The organism is Streptomyces sp. NPDC057307 (assembly GCF_042667665.1).
Classification (GTDB): Bacteria; Actinomycetota; Actinomycetes; order Streptomycetales; family Streptomycetaceae; genus Streptomyces.
The window spans coordinates 1-19,697 of sequence record NZ_JBHUZM010000137.1; the positions used below are offsets into that span (position 1 = coordinate 1).

15 protein-coding genes and 1 rRNA gene are annotated in these 19,697 nt (G+C 70.3%); 9 read left to right on the forward strand and 7 right to left on the reverse strand.

Annotation, left to right across the window (positions count from 1 at the left end):
- A 5S ribosomal RNA gene (rrf, locus tag ACFUN8_RS30950) occupies window positions 1–92 on the forward strand; the annotation flags it as partial.
- Between the two features lie 99 nt (window positions 93–191).
- Here rrf and ACFUN8_RS30955 read toward each other — a convergent pair.
- From ACFUN8_RS30955 to ACFUN8_RS30975, 5 genes are read right to left on the reverse strand one after another with little or no spacing between them, the layout of a single operon-like run.
- Complete coding sequence (locus tag ACFUN8_RS30955; RefSeq protein ID WP_383644803.1) at window positions 192–1,502, reverse strand: DUF58 domain-containing protein; 1,311 nt, start codon at window positions 1,500–1,502, stop codon at window positions 192–194.
- Window positions 1,503–1,513: 11 nt separating this feature from the next.
- A complete protein-coding gene (locus ACFUN8_RS30960) occupies window positions 1,514–2,497 on the reverse strand; it encodes an AAA family ATPase (RefSeq protein ID WP_383644805.1) in 984 nt (327 codons plus the stop codon).
- Entirely contained in the window at window positions 2,494–3,759 is a 1,266-nt protein-coding gene (locus ACFUN8_RS30965; protein ID WP_383644808.1) for a DUF4350 domain-containing protein, read from the reverse strand. The genes ACFUN8_RS30960 and ACFUN8_RS30965 overlap by 4 nt, the downstream gene beginning before the upstream one ends.
- Window positions 3,756–4,448, reverse strand: a complete 693-nt coding sequence (locus tag ACFUN8_RS30970) for a DUF4129 domain-containing protein (protein ID WP_383644811.1) — start codon at window positions 4,446–4,448, stop codon at window positions 3,756–3,758. Before ACFUN8_RS30970 ends, ACFUN8_RS30965 begins: the two co-directional genes overlap by 4 nt.
- Before the next feature lie 4 nt (window positions 4,449–4,452).
- The gene (locus ACFUN8_RS30975) at window positions 4,453–5,715 is read right to left on the reverse strand and encodes a hypothetical protein (protein WP_383644814.1); all 1,263 of its coding nucleotides are present in this window, start codon (window positions 5,713–5,715) and stop codon (window positions 4,453–4,455) included.
- A 183-nt stretch (window positions 5,716–5,898) separates the two neighbouring features.
- Between ACFUN8_RS30975 and mtnA the strand changes: the two genes are divergently transcribed.
- From mtnA to ACFUN8_RS31010, 7 genes are all read left to right on the forward strand, one after another.
- Window positions 5,899–7,047: an S-methyl-5-thioribose-1-phosphate isomerase gene (gene mtnA / locus ACFUN8_RS30980; protein WP_383644817.1), complete on the forward strand. Its 1,149-nt coding sequence runs from the start codon at window positions 5,899–5,901 to the stop codon at window positions 7,045–7,047.
- A 234-nt stretch (window positions 7,048–7,281) separates the two neighbouring features.
- The gene (mtrA, locus tag ACFUN8_RS30985; RefSeq protein ID WP_003968748.1) at window positions 7,282–7,959 is read left to right on the forward strand and encodes a two-component system response regulator MtrA; all 678 of its coding nucleotides are present in this window, start codon (window positions 7,282–7,284) and stop codon (window positions 7,957–7,959) included.
- A 1-nt stretch (window position 7,960) separates the two neighbouring features.
- The gene (mtrB, locus tag ACFUN8_RS30990; protein WP_383644820.1) at window positions 7,961–10,033 is read left to right on the forward strand and encodes an MtrAB system histidine kinase MtrB; all 2,073 of its coding nucleotides are present in this window, start codon (window positions 7,961–7,963) and stop codon (window positions 10,031–10,033) included.
- The gene (locus ACFUN8_RS30995; RefSeq protein WP_383644823.1) at window positions 10,023–11,885 is read left to right on the forward strand and encodes an LpqB family beta-propeller domain-containing protein; all 1,863 of its coding nucleotides are present in this window, start codon (window positions 10,023–10,025) and stop codon (window positions 11,883–11,885) included. Before mtrB ends, ACFUN8_RS30995 begins: the two co-directional genes overlap by 11 nt.
- Before the next feature lie 151 nt (window positions 11,886–12,036).
- Window positions 12,037–12,759 carry a ComF family protein gene (locus ACFUN8_RS31000; protein WP_383644826.1) on the forward strand — a complete coding sequence of 241 codons (723 nt, stop codon included), beginning with the start codon at window positions 12,037–12,039 and terminating at the stop codon, window positions 12,757–12,759.
- Between the two features lie 315 nt (window positions 12,760–13,074).
- Window positions 13,075–13,764, forward strand: coding sequence for a ribosome hibernation-promoting factor, HPF/YfiA family (hpf, locus tag ACFUN8_RS31005; protein WP_383644829.1), 690 nt, complete (start codon window positions 13,075–13,077; stop codon window positions 13,762–13,764).
- A 192-nt stretch (window positions 13,765–13,956) separates the two neighbouring features.
- Window positions 13,957–14,718, forward strand: a complete 762-nt coding sequence (locus ACFUN8_RS31010; protein WP_383644832.1) for a response regulator — start codon at window positions 13,957–13,959, stop codon at window positions 14,716–14,718.
- Here ACFUN8_RS31010 and ACFUN8_RS31015 read toward each other — a convergent pair.
- Both ACFUN8_RS31015 and ACFUN8_RS31020 read right to left on the reverse strand, forming a co-directional pair.
- Window positions 14,711–15,901, reverse strand: coding sequence for a winged helix-turn-helix domain-containing protein (locus ACFUN8_RS31015; RefSeq protein ID WP_383644835.1), 1,191 nt, complete (start codon window positions 15,899–15,901; stop codon window positions 14,711–14,713). The two genes, ACFUN8_RS31010 and ACFUN8_RS31015, sit on opposite strands and share 8 nt — an antisense overlap.
- A 56-nt stretch (window positions 15,902–15,957) precedes the next feature.
- On the reverse strand, window positions 15,958–16,563 hold the full coding sequence (locus ACFUN8_RS31020) for a GNAT family N-acetyltransferase (RefSeq protein ID WP_383644838.1): 606 nt from the start codon (window positions 16,561–16,563) through the stop codon (window positions 15,958–15,960).
- Between the two features lie 239 nt (window positions 16,564–16,802).
- Here ACFUN8_RS31020 and secA point away from each other — a divergent pair, with 239 nt between their 5' ends.
- Window positions 16,803–19,628 carry a preprotein translocase subunit SecA gene (secA, locus tag ACFUN8_RS31025; RefSeq protein WP_383644841.1) on the forward strand — a complete coding sequence of 942 codons (2,826 nt, stop codon included), beginning with the start codon at window positions 16,803–16,805 and terminating at the stop codon, window positions 19,626–19,628.
- Window positions 19,629–19,697 lie beyond the last annotated feature (69 nt).

Below are 19,697 nucleotides of genomic sequence, written 5' to 3' on the forward strand. Positions count from 1 at the left end.
CGCCCGGTTACATTCCGAACCCGGAAGCTAAGCCTTTCAGCGCCGATGGTACTGCAGGGGGGACCCTGTGGGAGAGTAGGACGCCGCCGAACAATCTTTGGGAAATGCCCCGCACCTTCTGGTGCGGGGCATTTCTGCGTTCAAGGCCCTTTTCGCGTACAGGGCAGTTCATCTCCCCCGTACGCGTCCCCTCAGAGCCGACCCGCCGCCTTCAGTGCCAGATAGGCATCCGCCAGTGCCGGCGCCAGTGAGTCGGGAACGGCGTCAACGACGGTGACTCCGTAGCGCTGGAGCTTCTCTGCCGTACGGCGTCGTTGGGATTCCGCTTGTGAGCCCGCGGCGGCCTCGTAGACCGCGTCCACCGAACCGCGTGCCGTGGTCATGGCCCGCGCGTGCGGGTCGGCCACCGAGGCGACGAGCACGGTGTGGCGCTGGGTGAGTTGAGGGAGGACGGGCAGGAGTCCTTCCTCAACCGGGGCCGTTTCGAGGCTGGTCAGCAGCACGACGAGGGACCGGCGTGGGGCGCTCTTCAGGACGGTGGCGGCCAGGCCGCGTGCGTCCGTCTCCACGAGTTCGGGCTCCAGCGTGGACAGCGCGTTCACCATCGCGGGCAGTACGTCGCTCGCTGAGCGGCTTCGGACCTGGGTGCGTGTCCGGCGGTCGTACGCCAGCAGGTCGACCCGGTCGCCGGCGCGGGTGGCGAGTGCGGTGAGGAGCAGCGTGGCGTCCATCGCGGCGTCGAGGCGGGGGACGTCACCCACCCGACCGGCCGAGGTACGGCCGGTGTCGAGGACGACGAGGATGTGGCGGTCGCGTTCGGGGCGCCATGTACGGATCGCCACCGCCGACAGGCGCGCGGTGGCGCGCCAGTCGATGGACCGGGTGTCGTCTCCCGGTACGTAGGGGCGGAGGCTGTCGAACTCGGTGCCCTCGCCGCGGGTGAGCACGCTTGTGCGGCCGTCGAGTTCGCGCAGGCGCGCGAGTCTGGACGGCAGGTGCTTGCGGCTGGTGAAGGGCGGCAGGACGCGCACCGTCCACGGCACGTCGTGGTTACCCTGGCGGGCCGCCAGGCCGAGCGGGCCGAAGGAGCGTACGGTCACTCGCTCCGCACGCCTGTCGCCGCGGCGCGTCGGGCGGAGAAGTGTGGAGAGGCGACGGCGCTCTCCGGCCGGGACGGTCAACTCGTGGCGGGAGGCGGCCTGTTCGGTGCCGGTCAGCCAGCTGCTCGGGGGCCATGCGTCGCGGATGTGGGCGCGCAGCGTGCGGCGTGCGGGGTTGGCGACCGTGAGCTGGACCTCGGCACTCTCGCCGAGTCGAACTGAGGTATCACCACTTCGAGTGAACTGGAGCGTTCGCACTGGCGCGGCCAGGCAGTAGTCGCACAGAATTGCGAGTGAGAGGGGCGCGTTGACCGCCAGCATCCCCGCCCAACTGGGGGCGAGGAGGCCGACGGGAAGCGAGCCGAGAGCGGCGAGAAGTGCCGCCCGTCCGGTGAGGGCCACGGTTCATCGCCTCATCGGGGCACGGGGACATGGGCGAGGATCGCGGTGATGACGGAGTCCGCGGTGACTCCCTCCATCTCCGCCTCGGGGCGGAGTTGGACGCGGTGACGCAGGGTGGGCAGTGCCAGGGCCTTCACGTCGTCCGGCGTGACGTAGTCGCGGCCGGTGAGCCAGGCCCAGGCACGGGAGGTGGAGAGCAGAGCGGTGGCGCCTCGCGGGGAGACGCCGAGGGAGAGCGAGGGGGAATCACGAGTGGCACGGCAGATATCGACGACGTAACCCGCTATCTCCGGTGAGACGGAGGTCTTGGCGACCGCGGCGCGTGCCGCTTCGAGGTCGGCCGGGCCGGCGACGGGGCGTACCCCGGCCGCCTGGAGGTCGCGAGGGTTGAAGCCGTCCGCGTGGCGGGTCAGGACGCTGATCTCGTCGTCGCGTGACGGGAGGGGGACCGTCAGCTTCAGCAGGAAGCGGTCGAGCTGTGCTTCAGGGAGGGGATAGGTCCCCTCGTACTCGACCGGGTTCTGCGTGGCGGCGACCAGGAACGGATCGGGGAGCATCCGGGGTGTTCCGTCGATGGTGACCTGGCGCTCCTCCATCGCTTCGAGCAGCGACGACTGCGTCTTGGGCGGAGTGCGGTTGATCTCGTCGGCGAGCAGCAGATTGGTGAAGACGGGGCCGGGCTGGAAGGAGAACTCCGCTGTCCGCGCGTCGTAGACGAGGGAGCCCGTCACATCGCTCGGCATCAGGTCGGGGGTGAACTGGACGCGCTTGGTGTCGAGTTCGAGAGAGGCGGCGAGGGCCCGTACCAGGAGTGTCTTCGCGACGCCGGGGACTCCTTCGAGCAGGACGTGGCCCCGGCAGAGCAGGGCGACGACGAGTCCGGTCACAGCGGGGTCCTGGCCGACCACGGCCTTCGCGATCTCGGTGCGCAGGGCCTCCAGGGAGGCGCGGGCGCTGTCCGAGTTCTCAGCGGTCTCGGGGGTCGGGGCACTCATGAGGTGCGTACCTCTCTTTCGAGGGCGTCGAGTTGGTCCGTCAGGCGGATGAGAGCGGCATCGTCGGCCGGCGCCGGGCCGAAGAGCAGCGTGCGGGGATCCCGCGAGTCGTCGGGGAGTTGAGCGGAGACTGCGGGGACGAGGGCCTCCGGGGTGTGGGCCTCGGACGGTGGGACACCGAGGAGGGAAGCGAGGCGGGAGCGGGTCTCCGTACGGAGGACCGAGGCGGCGCGGTCGCGGGCATTGGCCTTGCGGTAGAGACGGGCGCGGCCTTCGGTGGCCTCGGAGGCGCGGATGACGACCGGGAGCCGCTCGGCCACGACGGGGCCGAGCCGGCGGGAGCGCCACACGGCGGCGAGTACGGCGGCGAGGGTGAGTTGGAGGGTGGCCCAGAGCCAGCCGGAGGGGATCAGGTCGAGGAAGCCTGACTCGTCCCCTCCGCCGTCCTCGCCCTCCTGGCCGCCGGTGCCGTCACCACCACTGCCGCTGCCGGATTCGGTGGCGGAGGGATCACTGAGCGAGGGGAGGTACCAGACGATATGAGGCCGGGAGCCGAGGAGTTGAAGGGCCAGCGAGGCGTTGCCCTGTTTGGCGAGGCGCTCGTTGTAGAGGAGATCGGGGGAGCCGAGCAGGACGGTGTCGCCGTCGGCCGGGGTGTCGACCCTGAGAAGGGACGGCAGACCGTCGGTCGGGTAACAGGCGTCGCTGTTCGGCGCGTCGGTGGCGTAGCGGTACCCGCCGATGTCGACGGCACCGGCGTCGCGGGCGGCAGGAAGGGCGCAGCGGGGGTCTCGCGCGGCCACCGGCGTCTCGGTGGCCGCGGTGACGCCCGGGGCCAGGACGTCGAGGGAGGGCGGCCCCGGCGACACGAGGACGGTGCGACCTCCGGAGGGCTCCGCCGCGCTCCGCAGGATGCGCTGCTGATGGAACGTCAGCAGGTTGGGCGCGGCGACGACCAGGGTGGTGTCCGGGCCGGTTCCCTCGGTCGCTTCGGCGAGCGTGGTGACGACGCGGGTGGAGACGCCGCGGTCCTTGAGCAGTTCGGCGACGGCGCGGCTGCCCAGTGGGTCGGCGGAGCGGGGGTCGAGGCGGCCGTGCTGGTCGCCGGAGCGTACGGCAGCCAGGGCGATCCCGGCCACGAGAAGGATGGCGAGTGCGATCAGCAGTCCTCGGACGCGCCTCCAGACCTGCTGGGCGCTGGGCGACATCGAGGTGGTGCTGGTCGCGGGCCGGGGCGGGGCGCCGGTCTTGGTGCCGGTCATTCGGCAGCTCCCGGGGCGGCGCCGCTGAGTTGGGGTTTGCTGCTCTCCAGGCCGAGGTCCAGTTCGCGCAGCCGCAGGTATGTCTGCCGGTCCGCCGTGCGTCCGCCGTATGTGACATCGTCGAAGGCCCTGGCGGCGGCGCGCAGGGCCGTCGCGTGTTCGGGAAGTGCCCGGCCGGCGTCGGCGGCGGCCTCGTCGGCGGTACGGCCGGGGCGCGGGTCGAGGATCGTGCGCTCCTCCAAGGAGCGGACGACGGCGCGCATCCGTTCCTGGACGGCCTGGTTCCAGCGCTCGGCCGCCGCGTGTTCCTCCGCGTCGGCGCGGTGTTCGGCGGCGCCGCGTGGGCCGGATTCGAAGAGTGCGTCCTTGGGGCGCGTGGTGCGTCGGGGACTGCCGAGCCGCCACCAGAGGGCGGCGACGAGGGCCACGACGAGCGCCGCGATGACGGCGAGACCGATCGGGCTCGCCACTCCGGAGCCGGCCACGGAGTTGAAGAGATCCCCGATCCACTCCCAGAAGCGGTCCATCGCGCGCTCGAGCGGATTCGGGTCGTTCTCGTGGTACAGCGGCTTGGCCAGTTCGTCCTCGGCCGCCTCACGAGCGGGGACACGCGGGGTGTCCACCGGTATCTCGTCGCTCGTGCGCGCCGTCGTCAGCCACGCCGTTGCCGTGCCCCCCGTGCCGAACACCGCATCAGCCCCTGGGGGCGTCGTTGCCAGGCCGCTCGGAGCCGTAGCCCGGTACGCCGGCGGCGCGTGCGAGTTCGAGGTCCAGGGCTTCGCGCCGGATGCGCTGGTCCACGTAGAGGAGTACCGAGACACCCGCGGAGATCGGCAGGGTGATGGAGGTGCTGATCACCGTGCCGATGCCGGTGATGATCAGGAAGGGCCAGCCGAAGTCCGGACCGGACTCGGAGAACAGACCACTGAGACCTTCGCCGTCCACCGCCATGGCGACGAGGCTGAACGGCACAGCGATGATCATGGAGACCACGAACGTCAGCAGCATCGTCAGCAGCAGGATGCCGAAGATCCGCCACCAGGTGCCCTTCACGAGCTTCGCGGAGCGGCGCATGGACGCCACGATCCCCTGACGTTCGAGCATCAGGGCGGGCGAGGCGAGGCTGAAGCTGACCATCAGCCAGATCACCACGACGGCGGCGGCCAGTCCGCCGAGCATCGTCAGCGCCACTCCGGCACCGGAGCCGATCAGCAGTCCCGGCAGGATGCCGACGGCCACGATGGCGGCGCCCATGACGGGCAACAGCAGCGTCAGGCCGAGGAGTTGGAGCAGCCGGGGCCGGGCCTCGTTCCAGGCGTCGGACAGCGTGACACCGCGGCCGAGCACGGAGCGGCTGATGACCACGGTCAGTACGGCCGTCGTGAAGAGCGTGCCGATGATCGTGATGAAAAGAGACGGTGCCAGTGCGAGGAGGGTGGACTGCATCGCGTCGACGGCCTGGTTCAGCGCTTCCGTCGGGCTCGCGTTGGGGTCGACGTCCACCGGATCCGGCAGGAGATAGCGCTGGACGAGGATGTCGCCGATCTGCGAGATCACCGCGACGACGATGGTGACACCGAGGACGGTGCGCCAATGGGCGCGCAGCGTGGACACGGCACCGTCGAGAATCTCCCCCACGCCCAGGGGGCGCAGCGGGATGACGCCGGGCTTCGCCGCGAGGGGCGGCTGTCCCCAGCCGGGGTGCGGTCCGCCGCCGGGGCCGGGGCCGCCCCAGCCCGGCGCGGGCCTGGGAGCTGGGGGAACGGGGCCGGGGCCCGCTCCGGGGGCGGTGGGCGCGGACCACTGTCCGGGCGGCGGCTGGGTCTTGGACCACTTCGAGGGGGAGTCCGAGGGCGTGCCGGCGTCGTCGGCGGGCTGGGCGGGCCGGGGCACGCCGGCGTTCTGGCCGTCGGACGGGGCAGATCCGGGCGAGGCCCAGCCCGGAGTGTCGTTCACGGTCGTCCACCTCGTGGATTGGTTACGGAGGCAGGCTCGGGGAGCCGGCGCTTCAACGGTGCCTGTCTGCGAAGCAGAGCGGGAGGCTGGGAGCCATCGTGCCACGCGTCGCCCGCCGGTGGGCCTGGTGCTCCCTGTCCTTCTCGCCTTCATAGTCCGAGCGGTACCGGGCAGACTGGGCGGATGACTGATCAGTACGCACCATCCCCGCTCCCGGCCGAGCCGCCCATGTCTCCGGCACTGCGCTGGGACGAGCTGCCGGAAGGGCCCGTACTGGTCCTCCTCGACCAGACGAGACTGCCGGTCGAGGAGGCCGAACTGGTCTGCACCGATGTGCCGGCCCTGGTCCAGTCGATTCGGACGCTCGCCGTGCGTGGGGCGCCCCTCCTGGGCATCGCCGGTGCCTACGGGGTCGCTCTCGCCGCCGCCCGCGGATACGACGTGGACGAGGCGGCGGCGCTGCTGGAGAGCGCCCGGCCCACCGCCGTGAACCTCGGGTACGGGGTGCGGCGGGCGCTGGAGGTGCACCGGGCGGCCGTCGCCGGGGGCGCCGATCAGGAGCAGGCGGCCGCGGCCACGCTGGTCGAGGCCAGAAAGCTGCACCACGAGGACGCCGTGGCCAGCGCCCGGATGGCGGCATCCGGTCTGGCTCTTCTCGACGAGTTGCTGCCCGGCGGAAGTCACCGGATCCTGACCCACTGCAACAGCGGGGCACTGGTCTCCGGCGGCGAGGGCACCGCGTTCGCCGTGGCGCTGTCGGCGCACCGGGCGGGGCGGCTCAGGCGGCTGTGGGTGGACGAGACACGTCCGCTCCTTCAGGGGGCGCGGCTGACGGCGTACGAAGCGGCTCGCAACGGGATGGCGTACACGCTGCTCACGGACAACGCCGCCGGATCGCTGTTCGCGGCGGGCGAGGTGGACGCCGTACTCATCGGGGCGGACCGGATCGCGGCCGACGGCTCGGTGGCGAACAAGGTGGGCAGCTATCCGCTCGCCGTGCAGGCCAAGTACCACCATGTGCCGTTCATCGTGGTCGCGCCGACCACGACGCTCGACCTGGACACCGCGGACGGTGCGTCGATCGAGGTCGAGCAGCGGCCGGGGCAGGAGGTGACCGAGCTGACCGCCCCGCAGGCGGCCGGCGCCGGGGTCGAGGTCGGTGGCGGGATGCCGGTCGCGCCGCTGGGGACACAGGCGTACAACCCGGCCTTCGACGTGACACCTCCGGAGCTGGTGACGGCGCTGGTCACCGAGTACGGAGCGTTGTCGCCGGTGACCCGGGACGGGATCGCGGAGCTGTGCGCCCGGGCGCGAGGGGAGGCACGGAGCTGACGGGACACCTGCGCGAGGAGTGGGGAGAGGCGCTGTCGGGGTTCGCAGGGCGGGCGGCTCGCTATGGTTCCTGTCGGAGGGCCAGGTCGACGAGACAGGGTGTGACATCTGTGGTTGACGTCAACAGCAACGAACCGCGACGGTCCACGGAGGACACACGTCCACGTCGTCCCAGGTCAGTGAGCTGGATCACGCAAGTCTACGTAACGGAAATGAAAATGGGATGATGTCGATATGAAGGGACGCGTCCTTGTCGTCGATGACGACACCGCACTGGCCGAGATGCTCGGCATCGTGCTGCGAGGTGAAGGGTTCGAGCCGTCGTTCGTAGCGGACGGCGACAAGGCTCTCGCCGCTTTCCGTGAGGCCAAGCCGGATCTGGTGCTGCTGGATCTCATGCTGCCCGGCCGCGACGGTATCGAGGTGTGCCGGCTCATCAGGGCCGAGTCCGGTGTGCCGATCGTCATGCTGACGGCCAAGAGCGACACGGTCGACGTGGTGGTGGGGCTCGAATCGGGCGCCGACGACTACATCGTCAAGCCGTTCAAGCCCAAGGAGCTGGTCGCCAGGATCAGGGCGCGGCTGCGCAGGTCCGAGGAACCGGCGCCGGAGCAGTTGACCATCGGCGATCTGGTCATCGACGTGGCCGGTCACTCCGTGAAGCGTGAGGGGCAGTCCATCGCCCTGACGCCGCTGGAGTTCGACCTGCTCGTCGCGCTGGCCCGCAAGCCCTGGCAGGTCTTCACCCGTGAGGTGCTCCTGGAGCAGGTGTGGGGCTACCGCCACGCGGCGGACACCCGCCTGGTCAATGTGCATGTGCAGCGGCTCCGCTCCAAGGTCGAGAAGGACCCGGAGCGCCCGGAGATCGTCGTGACCGTCCGCGGTGTCGGCTACAAGGCCGGACCGAGCTGACATGTCCAGCGGCAGTACTGCCCCGAAGCCCGGGGAGCCGGGAGTCCGTACGGGGCGGACTGCCGACCAGGGCCGTGGGGCCTCACGCCTCGGCAGGCTCCTGCACCGTGGCCGGCTGCTCCAGGACGGGGCGGCGGGCAGCCCCGCGCTGCGCCTCGTCGTGCGCTGGCTCCGGCGTCCGGTGCTGCCCGCCGTGCGGCTGTGGCGACGGAACATCCAGCTCAGGGTGGTCATCACCACCCTGCTGATGTCGCTGGGGGTGGTGCTGCTGCTGGGGTTCGTCGTGATCGGCCAGGTCCGTAACGGTCTGCTCGACGCCAAGGAGAAAGCGGCCCAGAGCCAGGCGGCCGGTGGGTTCACCGTCGCCAAGGAGAAGGCCGACGCGCCGGTCGAGCCAGGTGGGCAGGAGGGCGGCGCGGGCGACGGCAGGTCGAGCCGTAACTCCGTCAACTGGCGCTCCGACCTCGTCGTACAGCTGGCCAGTGGCGGACAGAGCGCGTTCAACGTGGTGGCGCTGAGCGCCGACGCGAACGGCGCGGGCTCCAGCAGCCGCTTCCCGCGCGCCTCCGGCGGCGTGGACCACATCGCGAGCGTCCCGGCGAATCTGCGGTCGGACGTCGCCAAGGGCACGGGGACGTTCCAGAAGTACACCCTGATCCAGTACACGGACGGCCGAGAGCCCGAGTCCGGACTGGTGATCGGCAAGCGGCTGACCGATGTCGACGGCAATTCCTACGAGCTGTACTACCTGTTCCCGCTGAGCCAGGAGGAGCAGTCGCTCAACCTGGTCAAGGGCACGCTCGCCACGGCGGGGCTGTTCGTCGTCGTGCTGCTCGGAGCCATCGCCTGGCTCGTCGTACGGCAGGTCGTGACGCCCGTACGGATGGCCGCGGGGATCGCCGAACGGCTCTCCACCGGCCGGCTCCAGGAACGGATGAAGGTCACCGGTGAGGACGACATCGCCCGCCTCGGTGAAGCCTTCAACAAGATGGCCCAGAATCTGCACCTCAAGATCCAGCAGCTGGAGGAGCTCTCCAGGATGCAGCGGCGTTTCGTGTCGGACGTCTCGCACGAGCTGCGCACCCCGCTGACCACCGTCCGGATGGCCGCCGACGTCATCCATGAGGCGCGTGTCGACTTCGACCCCGTCACCGCGCGGTCGGCGGAGCTGCTGGGCGACCAGCTCGACCGTTTCGAGTCCCTGCTCTCGGATCTCCTGGAGATCAGCAGGTTCGACGCCGGCGCCGCGGCGCTGGAGGCCGAACCCATAGACCTGCGGGTGGTCGTACGCCGGGTGATCGGCGGAGCCGAACCGCTCGCCGAGCGCAAGGGCACCCGGATCCGCGTCATGGGGGACGAACAGCCGGTCGTCGCCGAGGCCGATGCCCGGCGCGTGGAGCGGGTGCTGCGCAATCTGGTCGTCAACGCCGTCGAGCACGGCGAGGGGCGGGACGTGGTGGTGCGGATGGCGGTGGCGGGCGGCGCCGTCGCCGTGGCCGTACGGGACTACGGGGTGGGTCTCAAGCCCGGTGAGGCGACCCGGGTCTTCAACCGGTTCTGGCGGGCGGATCCGGCGCGGGCGCGTACCACCGGTGGTACGGGCCTCGGCCTGTCGATCGCCGTCGAGGACGCGCGCCTGCACGGTGGTTGGCTCCAGGCGTGGGGCGAGCCGGGCGGCGGGTCGCAGTTCCGGCTGACGCTGCCGCGTACCGCCGACGAGCCGCTGCGGGGCTCGCCCATACCGCTGGAGCCCGAGGACTCGCGGCGCAGCCGGGAGCGTTCCGCGTTCGGGGACACGAAGGAGAGCGCCCACCGGCTGGCGAGCGTGCCCTCCCAGTCGGCGACGGGATCGTCGCTGCCGGTGCCGCCGAGGCCGTCGGCGCCGCCGCCCGCGGGTCTGGTCGACCCGACGGCGCTGCCGGGCAACGGCGCCCGGGTGGTGCCGCGTTCCGCCGGGGAGCCCGTGGAGCCCGTAGAGCAGGATCCGGCCACCTCGCCGACGTCGTCATCTGCCGCCACAGCCGCGTCCGCGGCTCGGGCACCTGAGCGGGAGGACACAACTCGTGGGCGCTGACCGCCTTCGTCACGGCCGAGGGCGCGCGGTGCGGCTGCCCGTCGTCCTCGGGTGCGGTGCCCTGCTGCTGGCGGGCTGTGCGTCGATCCCCAACAGCGGCGACGTCGAGCCGGTCAAGGCGTCGCCGCGCGGTGACTCCCAGGTGCGCGTGTATCCCGTCGCTCCCGCCGGGGGCGCCGATCCGAACGAGATCGTCGACGGCTTCCTGGAGGCGATGACCAGTGACGACCCCGACTTCGCGGTGGCCAGGCAGTATCTGACGAAGCAGGCGTCGCAGAGCTGGCAGCCGGCGGACCGCACGACGGTGCTGGCGGCCGCGCCCGACCCGGCCGACCCCCAGGGGCCGTCCGGTCCCGACGGCCCCGGCCTCACCTACCCGCTGTACGGCGAGCAGATCGCCGCGGTCGACGCCGGGCACGCCTATACGCCGGTGGCGCCCGAGCCGTACAACCGTGCCATCCATCTCGTCCAGGAGAAGGTGCTGGACGGCAAGGAATGGCGCAAGGAATGGCGGATCGACGACCTTCCGCAGGGGCTGGTGCTGGGTGAGTCCGACTTCCAGCGCAACTACCGCGCGGTGAACAAGTACTACTTCGCCTCCGGTCAGGGCTGGCTCGTCGCCGACCCCGTCTACATCCGCCAGCGCATAGATCCCGTGACGCGGATGGACCCGGTCACCCAGGCCGTCAAGGTGCTCCTCGAAGGGCCGACGGACTGGATACGGCCCGTGGTCGACTCCCCCTTCCCGACCGGCACGGAGCTGAAGCGCGGCACGCGGACTCTTGAGTTCGACGACCGCAACTCGCTGAAGGTGCCGCTCAACGCGAAGGTCGACAACGTCGGGCGGGAGCAGTGCCGCAAGATGGCGGCACAACTGCTCTTCACCCTCCGTGACTTGACGTCCACCCGAGGCGAACAGGTCGAGCTGCTGCGGCAGGACGGCTCCTCGCTGTGCGTGCTGAGCGGCGACCAGGCCGAGGAATTCGCCGCCGACCGTACGTCGGGCAGCTCGGACAGTCCGTACTTCATCGACGCGAAGGGCCGGCTCGCGCAACTGTCGGCGAGCAGCAAGGAACCGATCGACCCGCCGCGGGTGCGGGGCCCGTTCGGCGACGGCACGATGCCGTTGGGCCAGGTCGCCGTGGCGCGGGACGAGAAGCACGCGGCGGGCGTCTCGCAGGACGGCAAGTCCCTGTACGTCGGGTCGATCATCTCGACGGGCGAGGTCGGCGACGCCCTGGTCGTCAGCAAGGCCACGAAGAAGGAGGACCGGCTGTCGGCGCCGAGTTGGGACGGGAACGGCGATCTGTGGATAGCCGATCGCGACCCGAAGCAGTCCCGGCTGCTGCGTCTCGCCGACGGCGCCGACGCGCCCCGCGAGGTCACGGTCGACGGACTCGGCGACGCGCGGATCGAGGCGCTGCGGGTGTCCGCCGACGGCGTACGGGTGGCGCTGCTGCTCTCCGAGGACGGGCGTACGACCCTGCAGATCGGCCGGGTGGAGCGTCGGGGACCGGCCGGGGAGCAGACGGTGTCCGTGACGGAGCTGAAGGCCGTGGCACCGCGTATGGAGACGGTGACCGCCGTGTCGTGGGCCGGACCGAGCCGGCTCGTCGTCGTCGGTAAGGAGGCCGGCGGGGTGCAGCAGGTGAGTTACATCCAGACGGACGGTTCGACGTCGGCGGCGGGTGTGCTGCCGGGGCTGAACCAGGTCACCGGAATCGCCGCGGCCGACGACGAACGGCAGCCGCTGGTCGCCGACTCGGGCGACGCGGGCATCGTGCGGCTGCCGACCGGCGCGAACTGGCAGACGATGGTGGAAGAGGGCTCGTCACCGGTCTATCCGGGCTAGGGCCCCTGGATCAGTCCTGGGGTCCTGTCCGGCGGACAGGAGCCTGGCCCGGGGACCGTGACGTGCCTGTGCACGTGCATTCGGGCCGGATCTGAATCAGGGTTATCCACAGGGCTGGCCGGAGGTCCGAGTCATTGGCACAGTGGGTGACATGCGGGTGTGGTGGCGAGAAATCACCGGGCTGGTGCTGCCGGTCGCCTGCGGCGGCTGCGGGAGTCCCAGGACGCCGTTGTGCGACGCGTGCGGAAGGGCGTTGTACGGGACGTGGCCGTGCCGGGTGCGGCCGGTTCCCGAGCCCGTCGGGCTGCCGGTGGTGCATGCCGCCGCGCCGTACGAGGACGCCGTACGGGCCGTGCTGCTGGCGCACAAGGAGCGTGGCGCGCTCGGGCTGGCCGCGCCCCTGGGCAGGGCGCTGGCGGGGGCGGTCCAGGCCGCTGTCCCGCCGGGTACCGGTGTCGGCCCGCTGATCCTGGTGCCGGTTCCGTCGACGAGACGCGCCGTGGGCGCGCGCGGACACGACGCCGCCCGGCGTATCGCCCTGGCCGCGGCGGGGGAGCTGCGGGGCACGGGGCGATCGGCCCGGGTGCTTCCGGTCTTGCGCCAGCGACGGGTGGTGGCCGACCAGTCGGGCCTGGGCGCCCGTCAGAGGCTCGCCAATCTCGCCGGAGCCCTGGAGGTCGCCGTCGGGGGCGCGGGGCTCCTGGAGGGCGGCAGGGTGGTGCTGGTGGACGATCTCATGACGACCGGTGCCTCGCTCGTGGAGGCGTCACGCGCGATGCATGCCGCGATGAAACCGGGGTACCCCGCATTCGTACAGGTGAGTGCGGCTGTGGTGGCCGCGCCTCCGCTCTCTTTCGAAATAAACCGGAACTGATCGCGAGTTTGCTTCGTTGCAGGTGGTGAGGGTCGTAAAACACCGGAACGGACGTACGCGGTGGTAGCGGGTGCCGATACCCGTCCAAGAGAGCTATGTTCGGTTGTGAGGAAAGCGAAAGCTCTGCCTCAGTGATATGCAGCGGTGCGTTGGAGCGTTTTCCAGAACCTCGAAGTCAGAGGGAATGGGGATCTTGCCCACGGGGGAGGAGGAGGTGAAAGTCGCCAAGTCCGAGGCCTCGGTGCCCATCGAGGTCGGGTGCAAGAGGGAGAAGCTCCGCAACGCGGCGGAGCGAATCCGGGAACGGAGTTCTGCGTGGACATCGTCGTCAAGGGCCGCAAGACAGAGGTACCCGAGCGGTTCCGCAAGCACGTGGCCGAGAAGCTGAAGCTGGAGAAGATCCAGAAGCTCGACGGCAAGGTGATCAGCCTCGACGTCGAGGTGTCCAAGGAGCACAACCCGCGTCAGGCGGACCGTTGCGACCGGGTGGAGATCACACTCCACTCCCGCGGTCCCGTCATCAGGGCGGAAGCCGCCGCCGCCGACCCGTACGCAGCGCTTGACCTGGCCACCGGCAAGCTGGAGGCGCGGCTGCGCAGGCAGCACGAGAAGCGTCACAACCGCCGTGGCACCGGCAGGCTTTCGGCCGCCGAGGTCGTCGACGTCGTTCCTGGCGTCGCCCAGTTGAACGGCTCGGGCCCGGCGCCTGCGGCCGAGTCGCCGAACGGCGTTCCCACCACCAGGATCGGCTCGCTCGAGGTGCAGGGCGAAGGACCGCTGGTGGTCCGCGAGAAGACGCACACCGCGGCCCTGATGACCCTCGACCAGGCGCTCTACGAGATGGAGTTGGTCGGACACGACTTCTATCTGTTCGTGGATTCCGAGACCAAGGAGCCCAGCGTCGTCTACCGGCGCCACGCCTACGACTACGGCGTCATCCACCTGAGGACCGACCAACTGGCCGAGTCCGAGGCGGCGGGCGCGGGCGGCGCGCTCGGCGGCTGAGCGAAAAACGACCCCTCGGTGGTGCCCCCGCAGTGCCTGATCCGGCCGCGGGGGCACCACCGCGCGACTACTGGATCACCGCTCTGTCGGCGAGGCATGAAATCATGGCCACGCACGTCAACCCCCGGTTCCCGACCTGGGGTTGGTGTAGCTCGCATGTACTTCGGCCCATGGCCTTCAGGGGGAGGAACGATGGCGGACAGCTTCGGGCCGGTGCATCACGCGCGCGGTACCGGCGGTACGACCGGCGGCACCGGACCGGACAGCGGCGCGGACCCGGACGACCCCGGCAAGGAACCGATCAGGGTCCTTGTCGTGGACGACCACGCCCTCTTCCGCCGGGGGCTGGAGATCGTCCTCGCCCAGGAGGAGGACATCCAGGTCGTGGGGGAGGCCGGAGACGGCGCGGAGGCCGTCGACAAGGCCGCCGACCTGCTCCCCGACATCGTGCTGATGGATGTCCGGATGCCCAAGCGCGGCGGCATCGAAGCCTGTACCTCCATCAAGGAGGTGGCCCCCAGTGCCAAGATCATCATGCTGACGATCAGCGACGAGGAGGCCGACCTCTACGACGCGATCAAGGCGGGCGCCACCGGCTATCTCCTCAAGGAGATTTCGACGGACGAGGTGGCCACCGCGATTCGCGCCGTCGCCGACGGGCAGTCACAAATCAGCCCTTCCATGGCCTCCAAGCTCCTGACCGAGTTCAAGTCGATGATTCAGCGCACCGACGAGCGCAGACTCGTGCCGGCGCCGAGGCTCACCGAGCGCGAGCTCGAAGTCCTCAAGCTGGTCGCCACGGGAATGAACAACCGTGATATCGCCAAGGAGTTGTTCATCTCCGAGAACACCGTGAAGAACCATGTCCGCAACATCCTGGAGAAGTTGCAGCTGCACTCCCGGATGGAGGCCGTGGTCTACGCGATGCGGGAGAAGATCCTCGAAATCAGATGACGGCCCGCGTCAGTGCCGCCGCCAGCTCGGGGCGGTCGACGCGCTCGATCCGTACGGAGTCGCACCCCACCCACTCGGCGGCCTCCCGCAGCGCCCGCGCCATCGGCTCGACGGCGGCGGGCGTGTCCAGCGAGACCTGACGGGCGACGAGCGTGCTGCCCTCGCGCGCCGGGTCGACACGGCCGAGCAGTTTCCCGCCCGACAGCAGTGGCATCGCGAAGTACCCGTAGATCCGCTTGGGCTTGGGGACGTAAGCCTCCAGGCGGTGGGTGAAGCCGAAGATCCGCTCGGTGCGGGCCCGCTCCCAGATGAGTGAGTCGAACGGCGAGAGCAGGGTCGTACGGTGCCGGCCGCGCGGGGCGCTCGCCAGCGCCTCGGGGTCGGCCCAGGCGGGCTTCGCCCAGCCCTCGACCGTCACCGGCACCAGCCCCGAGTCCGCGATCACCGCGTCGACCTGCTCACCCTTGATGCGGTGGTAGTCCCCGATGTCCGAGCGCGTGCCCACCCCGAGCGACTGACCCGCGAGCCGTACGAGCCGGCGCAGGCACTCGGTGTCGTCCAGGTCGTCGTGCAGCACCTCGTCGGGAATGGCGCGCTCCGCCAGGTCGTACACCCGCTTCCAGCTCCGGCGCTCCGTGCACACCACCTCGCCGTGCATCAGCGCCCGCTCGACCGCGACCTTCGCCTCGGACCAGTCCCACCACTCGCCGCCGTTCTTGGCGCCGCCCAGCTCGGTGGCCGTGAGCGGGCCCTCGGCGCGCAGCTGCTTGATCACCGCGTCGTACGCCCCGTCCGACAGCTCGTGGTGCCAGTGCGGACGGGCGCGGTAGGCGCGACGGCGGAAGGCGAAATGCGGCCATTCCTCGACCGGGAGGATGCAGGCGGCGTGCGACCAGTACTCGAAGGCGTGCGGCCGGGGCGGGGCGCCGGCGGTCGCCGCCGGTGTCCAGTACGACTCCTCGACCGTCCGGCGGCCCACCGCGCCCAGCCGCGCGTACGGAATCAGCTCGTGCGAGCGCGCCAGCACCGAGATCGTGTCCAGCTGTACGGCCCCGAGATGCCGCAGCACACCGCGCACGCCGCCCCGGCGGTCGGGGGCGCCGAGGAACCCCTGGGCGCGCAGGGCGATGCGGCGGGCTTCGTCGGCGGACAGCGCGGCGGCGGCGGGCGGCACAGTGGTCATGCCCCGAACGATAGACGGCGGCACTGACAGCCGGCCGGGGCCGGTGACCGCCGCGGTCAGGGACGCGCGGGCAGATACGGGTGCCTGGAAGGCAGGCCGAGATCGGACGGCAGGAGCGCGCCGATCCAGGCGTCCCGTGTCGTCCCCTTCATGAGCAGGGCGCCGCGCAGGGTGCCCTCCAGCACGAAACCGGCCTTCAGCGCCACGGCCCGCGACGCCTCGTTGCCGGCCTCGGCCCGCCACTCGACACGGTCGGCGCCCAGCTCGGTGAACATCCAGCGGGTCAGGGCGCGCAGCGCCTCCGTCGTGTAGCCCCGGCCGCGGTGCTCCCTGACCGTCCAGAAGCCGACCGCCCACACTCCGGACTCGCTGTGGGCGTTGACCGAGGCCAGCAGCGGGCCGCCGCCGACCGGCTCGACCGCGAAGACGAAGTTGCTCCCGGCCCGCCACATGTCCGGGACGATCCGCTCGATGAAGTGCTCGGCGTGCTGCCTTTCGTACGGAGAGGGGACCGTCGTCCACCGCTGGACGTCGGGATCCTGGCAGGCCGCGTACACCGCCTCGATGTCGTCGGGGCCCAGGGGGCGCAGCCGCAGCCGTTCGGTGATCAAGGAGGTGGTCGCGGCCTCCGGAGGGGCGGACCGGGGGGTCAGTGGCTCCATGGGGGGAGTGTGGTGACCGGGGTTCCCCGGCGCGAGCGCTTTTCGTACCTCACCGGCACCTTCCGCTCGTCCCGCGCGTTCTCATTGCGGGTGACGGGAGGCAGGCGTCACGTGGCCCTCCCGAGGCGGCCGGGTCCTCGCTTACGATGGCCGTTGCGGTGGGGTCGGCCCGCCGCGCCCGCGCCAGTGTCCGTTACCAGACCCAGTGCCAGGCCCGACCGGCAAGGAGACCAACCTCAGTGTCCGTCTTCAACAAGCTCATGCGTGCAGGCGAAGGCAAGATCCTGCGCAAACTGCACCGCATCGCGGACCAGGTCAACTCCATCGAAGAGGACTTCATCGCCCTCTCCGACGCCGAGTTGCAGGCCCTCACCAAGGAGTACAAGCAGCGGTACGCCGACGGTGAGACCCTTGACGACCTGCTCCCCGAGGCCTTCGCGACCGTCCGTGAGGCGGCCAAGCGAGTTCTCGGCCAGCGCCCTTACGACGTCCAGCTGATGGGCGGCGCCGCGCTGCACCTCGGTCATGTCGCCGAGATGAAGACCGGTGAGGGCAAGACCCTCGTCGGCACGCTGCCCTGTTACCTGAACGCGCTGTCCGGCGACGGCGTCCACGTGATCACGGTCAACGACTATCTGGCTGAGCGCGACTCCGAGATGATGGGCCGGGTCCACAAGTTCCTGGGCCTCTCCGTCGGCTGCATCCTCGCCAACATGTCGCCCGCGCAGCGCCGCGAGCAGTACAGCTGCGACATCACGTACGGCACGAACAACGAGTTCGGCTTCGACTACCTCCGCGACAACATGGCGTGGTCCCAGGAGGAGCTCGTCCAGCGCGGTCACAACTTCGCCGTCGTGGACGAGGTCGACTCGATCCTGGTCGACGAGGCCCGTACGCCGCTGATCATCTCCGGTCCCGCCGACCAGGCCACGAAGTGGTACGGCGACTTCGCCAAGCTGGTGACCCGGCTCACCAAGGGCGAGGCGGGCAACCAGCTCAAGGGCATCGAGGAGACCGGCGACTACGAGGTCGACGAGAAGAAGCGCACCGTCGCGATCCACGAGTCCGGGGTCGCGAAGGTCGAGGACTGGCTGGGCATCGACAACCTGTACGAGTCGGTGAACACCCCGCTCGTCGGTTATCTGAACAACGCCATCAAGGCCAAGGAACTGTTCAAGAACGACAAGGACTATGTCGTCATCGACGGCGAAGTCATGATCGTCGACGAGCACACCGGCCGTATCCTCGCGGGCCGCCGCTACAACGAGGGCATGCACCAGGCGATCGAGGCGAAGGAAGGGGTGGACATCAAGGACGAGAACCAGACGCTCGCCACGATCACCCTGCAGAACTTCTTCCGCCTCTACGACAAGCTGTCCGGCATGACCGGTACGGCCATGACCGAGGCCGCCGAGTTCCAGCAGATCTACAAGCTGGGCGTCGTGCCGATCCCGACGAACCGGCCGATGGTCCGCGTCAACCAGCCCGACCTGATCTACCGCACCGAGGTCGCGAAGTTCGCGGCGGTCGTCGACGACATCGCCGAGAAGCACGAGAAGGGTCAGCCGATCCTGGTCGGCACGACCTCCGTGGAGAAGTCCGAGTACCTGTCGCAGCAGCTCTCGAAGCGGGGCGTGCAGCACGAGGTGCTGAACGCCAAGCAGCACGACCGTGAGGCGCCGATCATCGCCCAGGCCGGGCGCAAGGGCGCGGTGACCGTCGCGACGAACATGGCCGGCCGTGGTACGGACATCAAGCTCGGCGGCAACCCCGACGACCTCGCCGAGGCGGAGCTGCGCCAGCGCGGGCTCGACCCGGTGGAGCACGTCGAGGAGTGGGCCGCCGCGCTGCCCGCCGCGATGGAGAAGGCGGAGGAAGCGGTACGGGCCGAGTTCGAGGAGGTTGTCGAGCTGGGCGGGCTCTACGTCCTCGGTACGGAGCGCCACGAGTCGCGCCGGATCGACAACCAGCTGCGTGGCCGTTCCGGCCGTCAGGGCGACCCGGGCGAGTCCCGGTTCTACCTGTCGCTGGGCGACGACCTGATGCGGCTGTTCAAGGCGCAGATGGTCGAGCGCGTCATGTCGATGGCGAACGTCCCGGACGACGTGCCGATCGAGAACAAGATGGTCACCCGCGCGATCGCCTCGGCGCAGTCGCAGGTGGAGCAGCAGAACTTCGAGACACGTAAGAACGTCCTGAAGTACGACGAGGTGCTCAACCGGCAGCGCCAGGTCATCTACGGCGAGCGCCGCCGGGTCCTGGAGGGCGAGGACCTCCAGGAGCAGATCCGGCACTTCATGGGCGACACGATCGACGACTACATCGGCCAGGAGACGGCGGAGGGCTTCGCCGAGGAGTGGGACCTGGACCGGCTGTGGGGCGCGTTCAAGCAGCTCTACCCGGTGAAGGTCACCGTCGAGGACCTCGAAGAGGCGACGGGGGACCGCGCGGGCATCACGGCGGAGTTCATCGCCGAGTCCATCAAGGAAGACGCGCACGAGCAGTACAACGAGCGCGAGAAGTCGCTGGGCCCGGACGTGATGCGTGAGCTGGAGCGGCGCGTCGTGCTGTCCGTGCTGGACCGCAAGTGGCGTGAGCACCTCTACGAGATGGACTATCTCCAGGAGGGCATCGGCCTGCGCGCGATGGCGCAGAAGGACCCGCTGGTCGAGTACCAGCGCGAGGGCTTCGACATGTTCACCGCCATGATGGAGGGCATCAAGGAGGAGTCCGTCGGCTACCTGTTCAACCTGGAGGTCCAGGTCGAGCAGCAGGTCGAGGAGGTCCCGGTGCAGGACGCGGCGGAGCGTACGTCGCTGGAGAAGGCGGACGCGGGTGCCCGTGCGGGCGGTGCGCGTCCGGAGATCCGGGCCAAGGGCCTGGAGGCTCCGCAGCGGCGGGACCGGCTGCACTTCTCCGCGCCGACGGTGGACGGTGAAGGCGGCGTCGTCGAGGGCGACTTCGAGAGCAACGGCGGAGCGGACCGTACGGAGGCGGGTGCGGGGACGACTCGCGCGGAGCGCCGTAAGGCGCAGAAGGGCGGGGGGCGGCGCCGCAAGAAGTAGGCGGGCGCGTTTCCTTGCCGCGTAGCGGATGAGCGGATGAACGGCGGCCGGGCCCGGACACGAGATGTC

Coding starts and splice junctions, on each gene's coding strand:
- ACFUN8_RS30960 (WP_383644805.1), bottom strand. CDS start 2,497: ATGAGTGCCCCGACCCCCGAGACCGCTGAGAACTCGGACAGCGCCCGC.
- mtrA (WP_003968748.1), top strand. CDS start 7,282: ATGAAGGGACGCGTCCTTGTCGTCGATGACGACACCGCACTGGCCGAG.
- ACFUN8_RS31010 (WP_383644832.1), top strand. CDS start 13,957: ATGGCGGACAGCTTCGGGCCGGTGCATCACGCGCGCGGTACCGGCGGT.
- ACFUN8_RS31015 (WP_383644835.1), bottom strand. CDS start 15,901: ATGACCACTGTGCCGCCCGCCGCCGCCGCGCTGTCCGCCGACGAAGCC.
- ACFUN8_RS30965 (WP_383644808.1), bottom strand. CDS start 3,759: ATGACCGGCACCAAGACCGGCGCCCCGCCCCGGCCCGCGACCAGCACC.
- mtnA (WP_383644817.1), top strand. CDS start 5,899: ATGACTGATCAGTACGCACCATCCCCGCTCCCGGCCGAGCCGCCCATG.
- ACFUN8_RS31020 (WP_383644838.1), bottom strand. CDS start 16,563: ATGGAGCCACTGACCCCCCGGTCCGCCCCTCCGGAGGCCGCGACCACC.
- mtrB (WP_383644820.1), top strand. CDS start 7,961: ATGTCCAGCGGCAGTACTGCCCCGAAGCCCGGGGAGCCGGGAGTCCGT.
- ACFUN8_RS31000 (WP_383644826.1), top strand. CDS start 12,037: ATGCGGGTGTGGTGGCGAGAAATCACCGGGCTGGTGCTGCCGGTCGCC.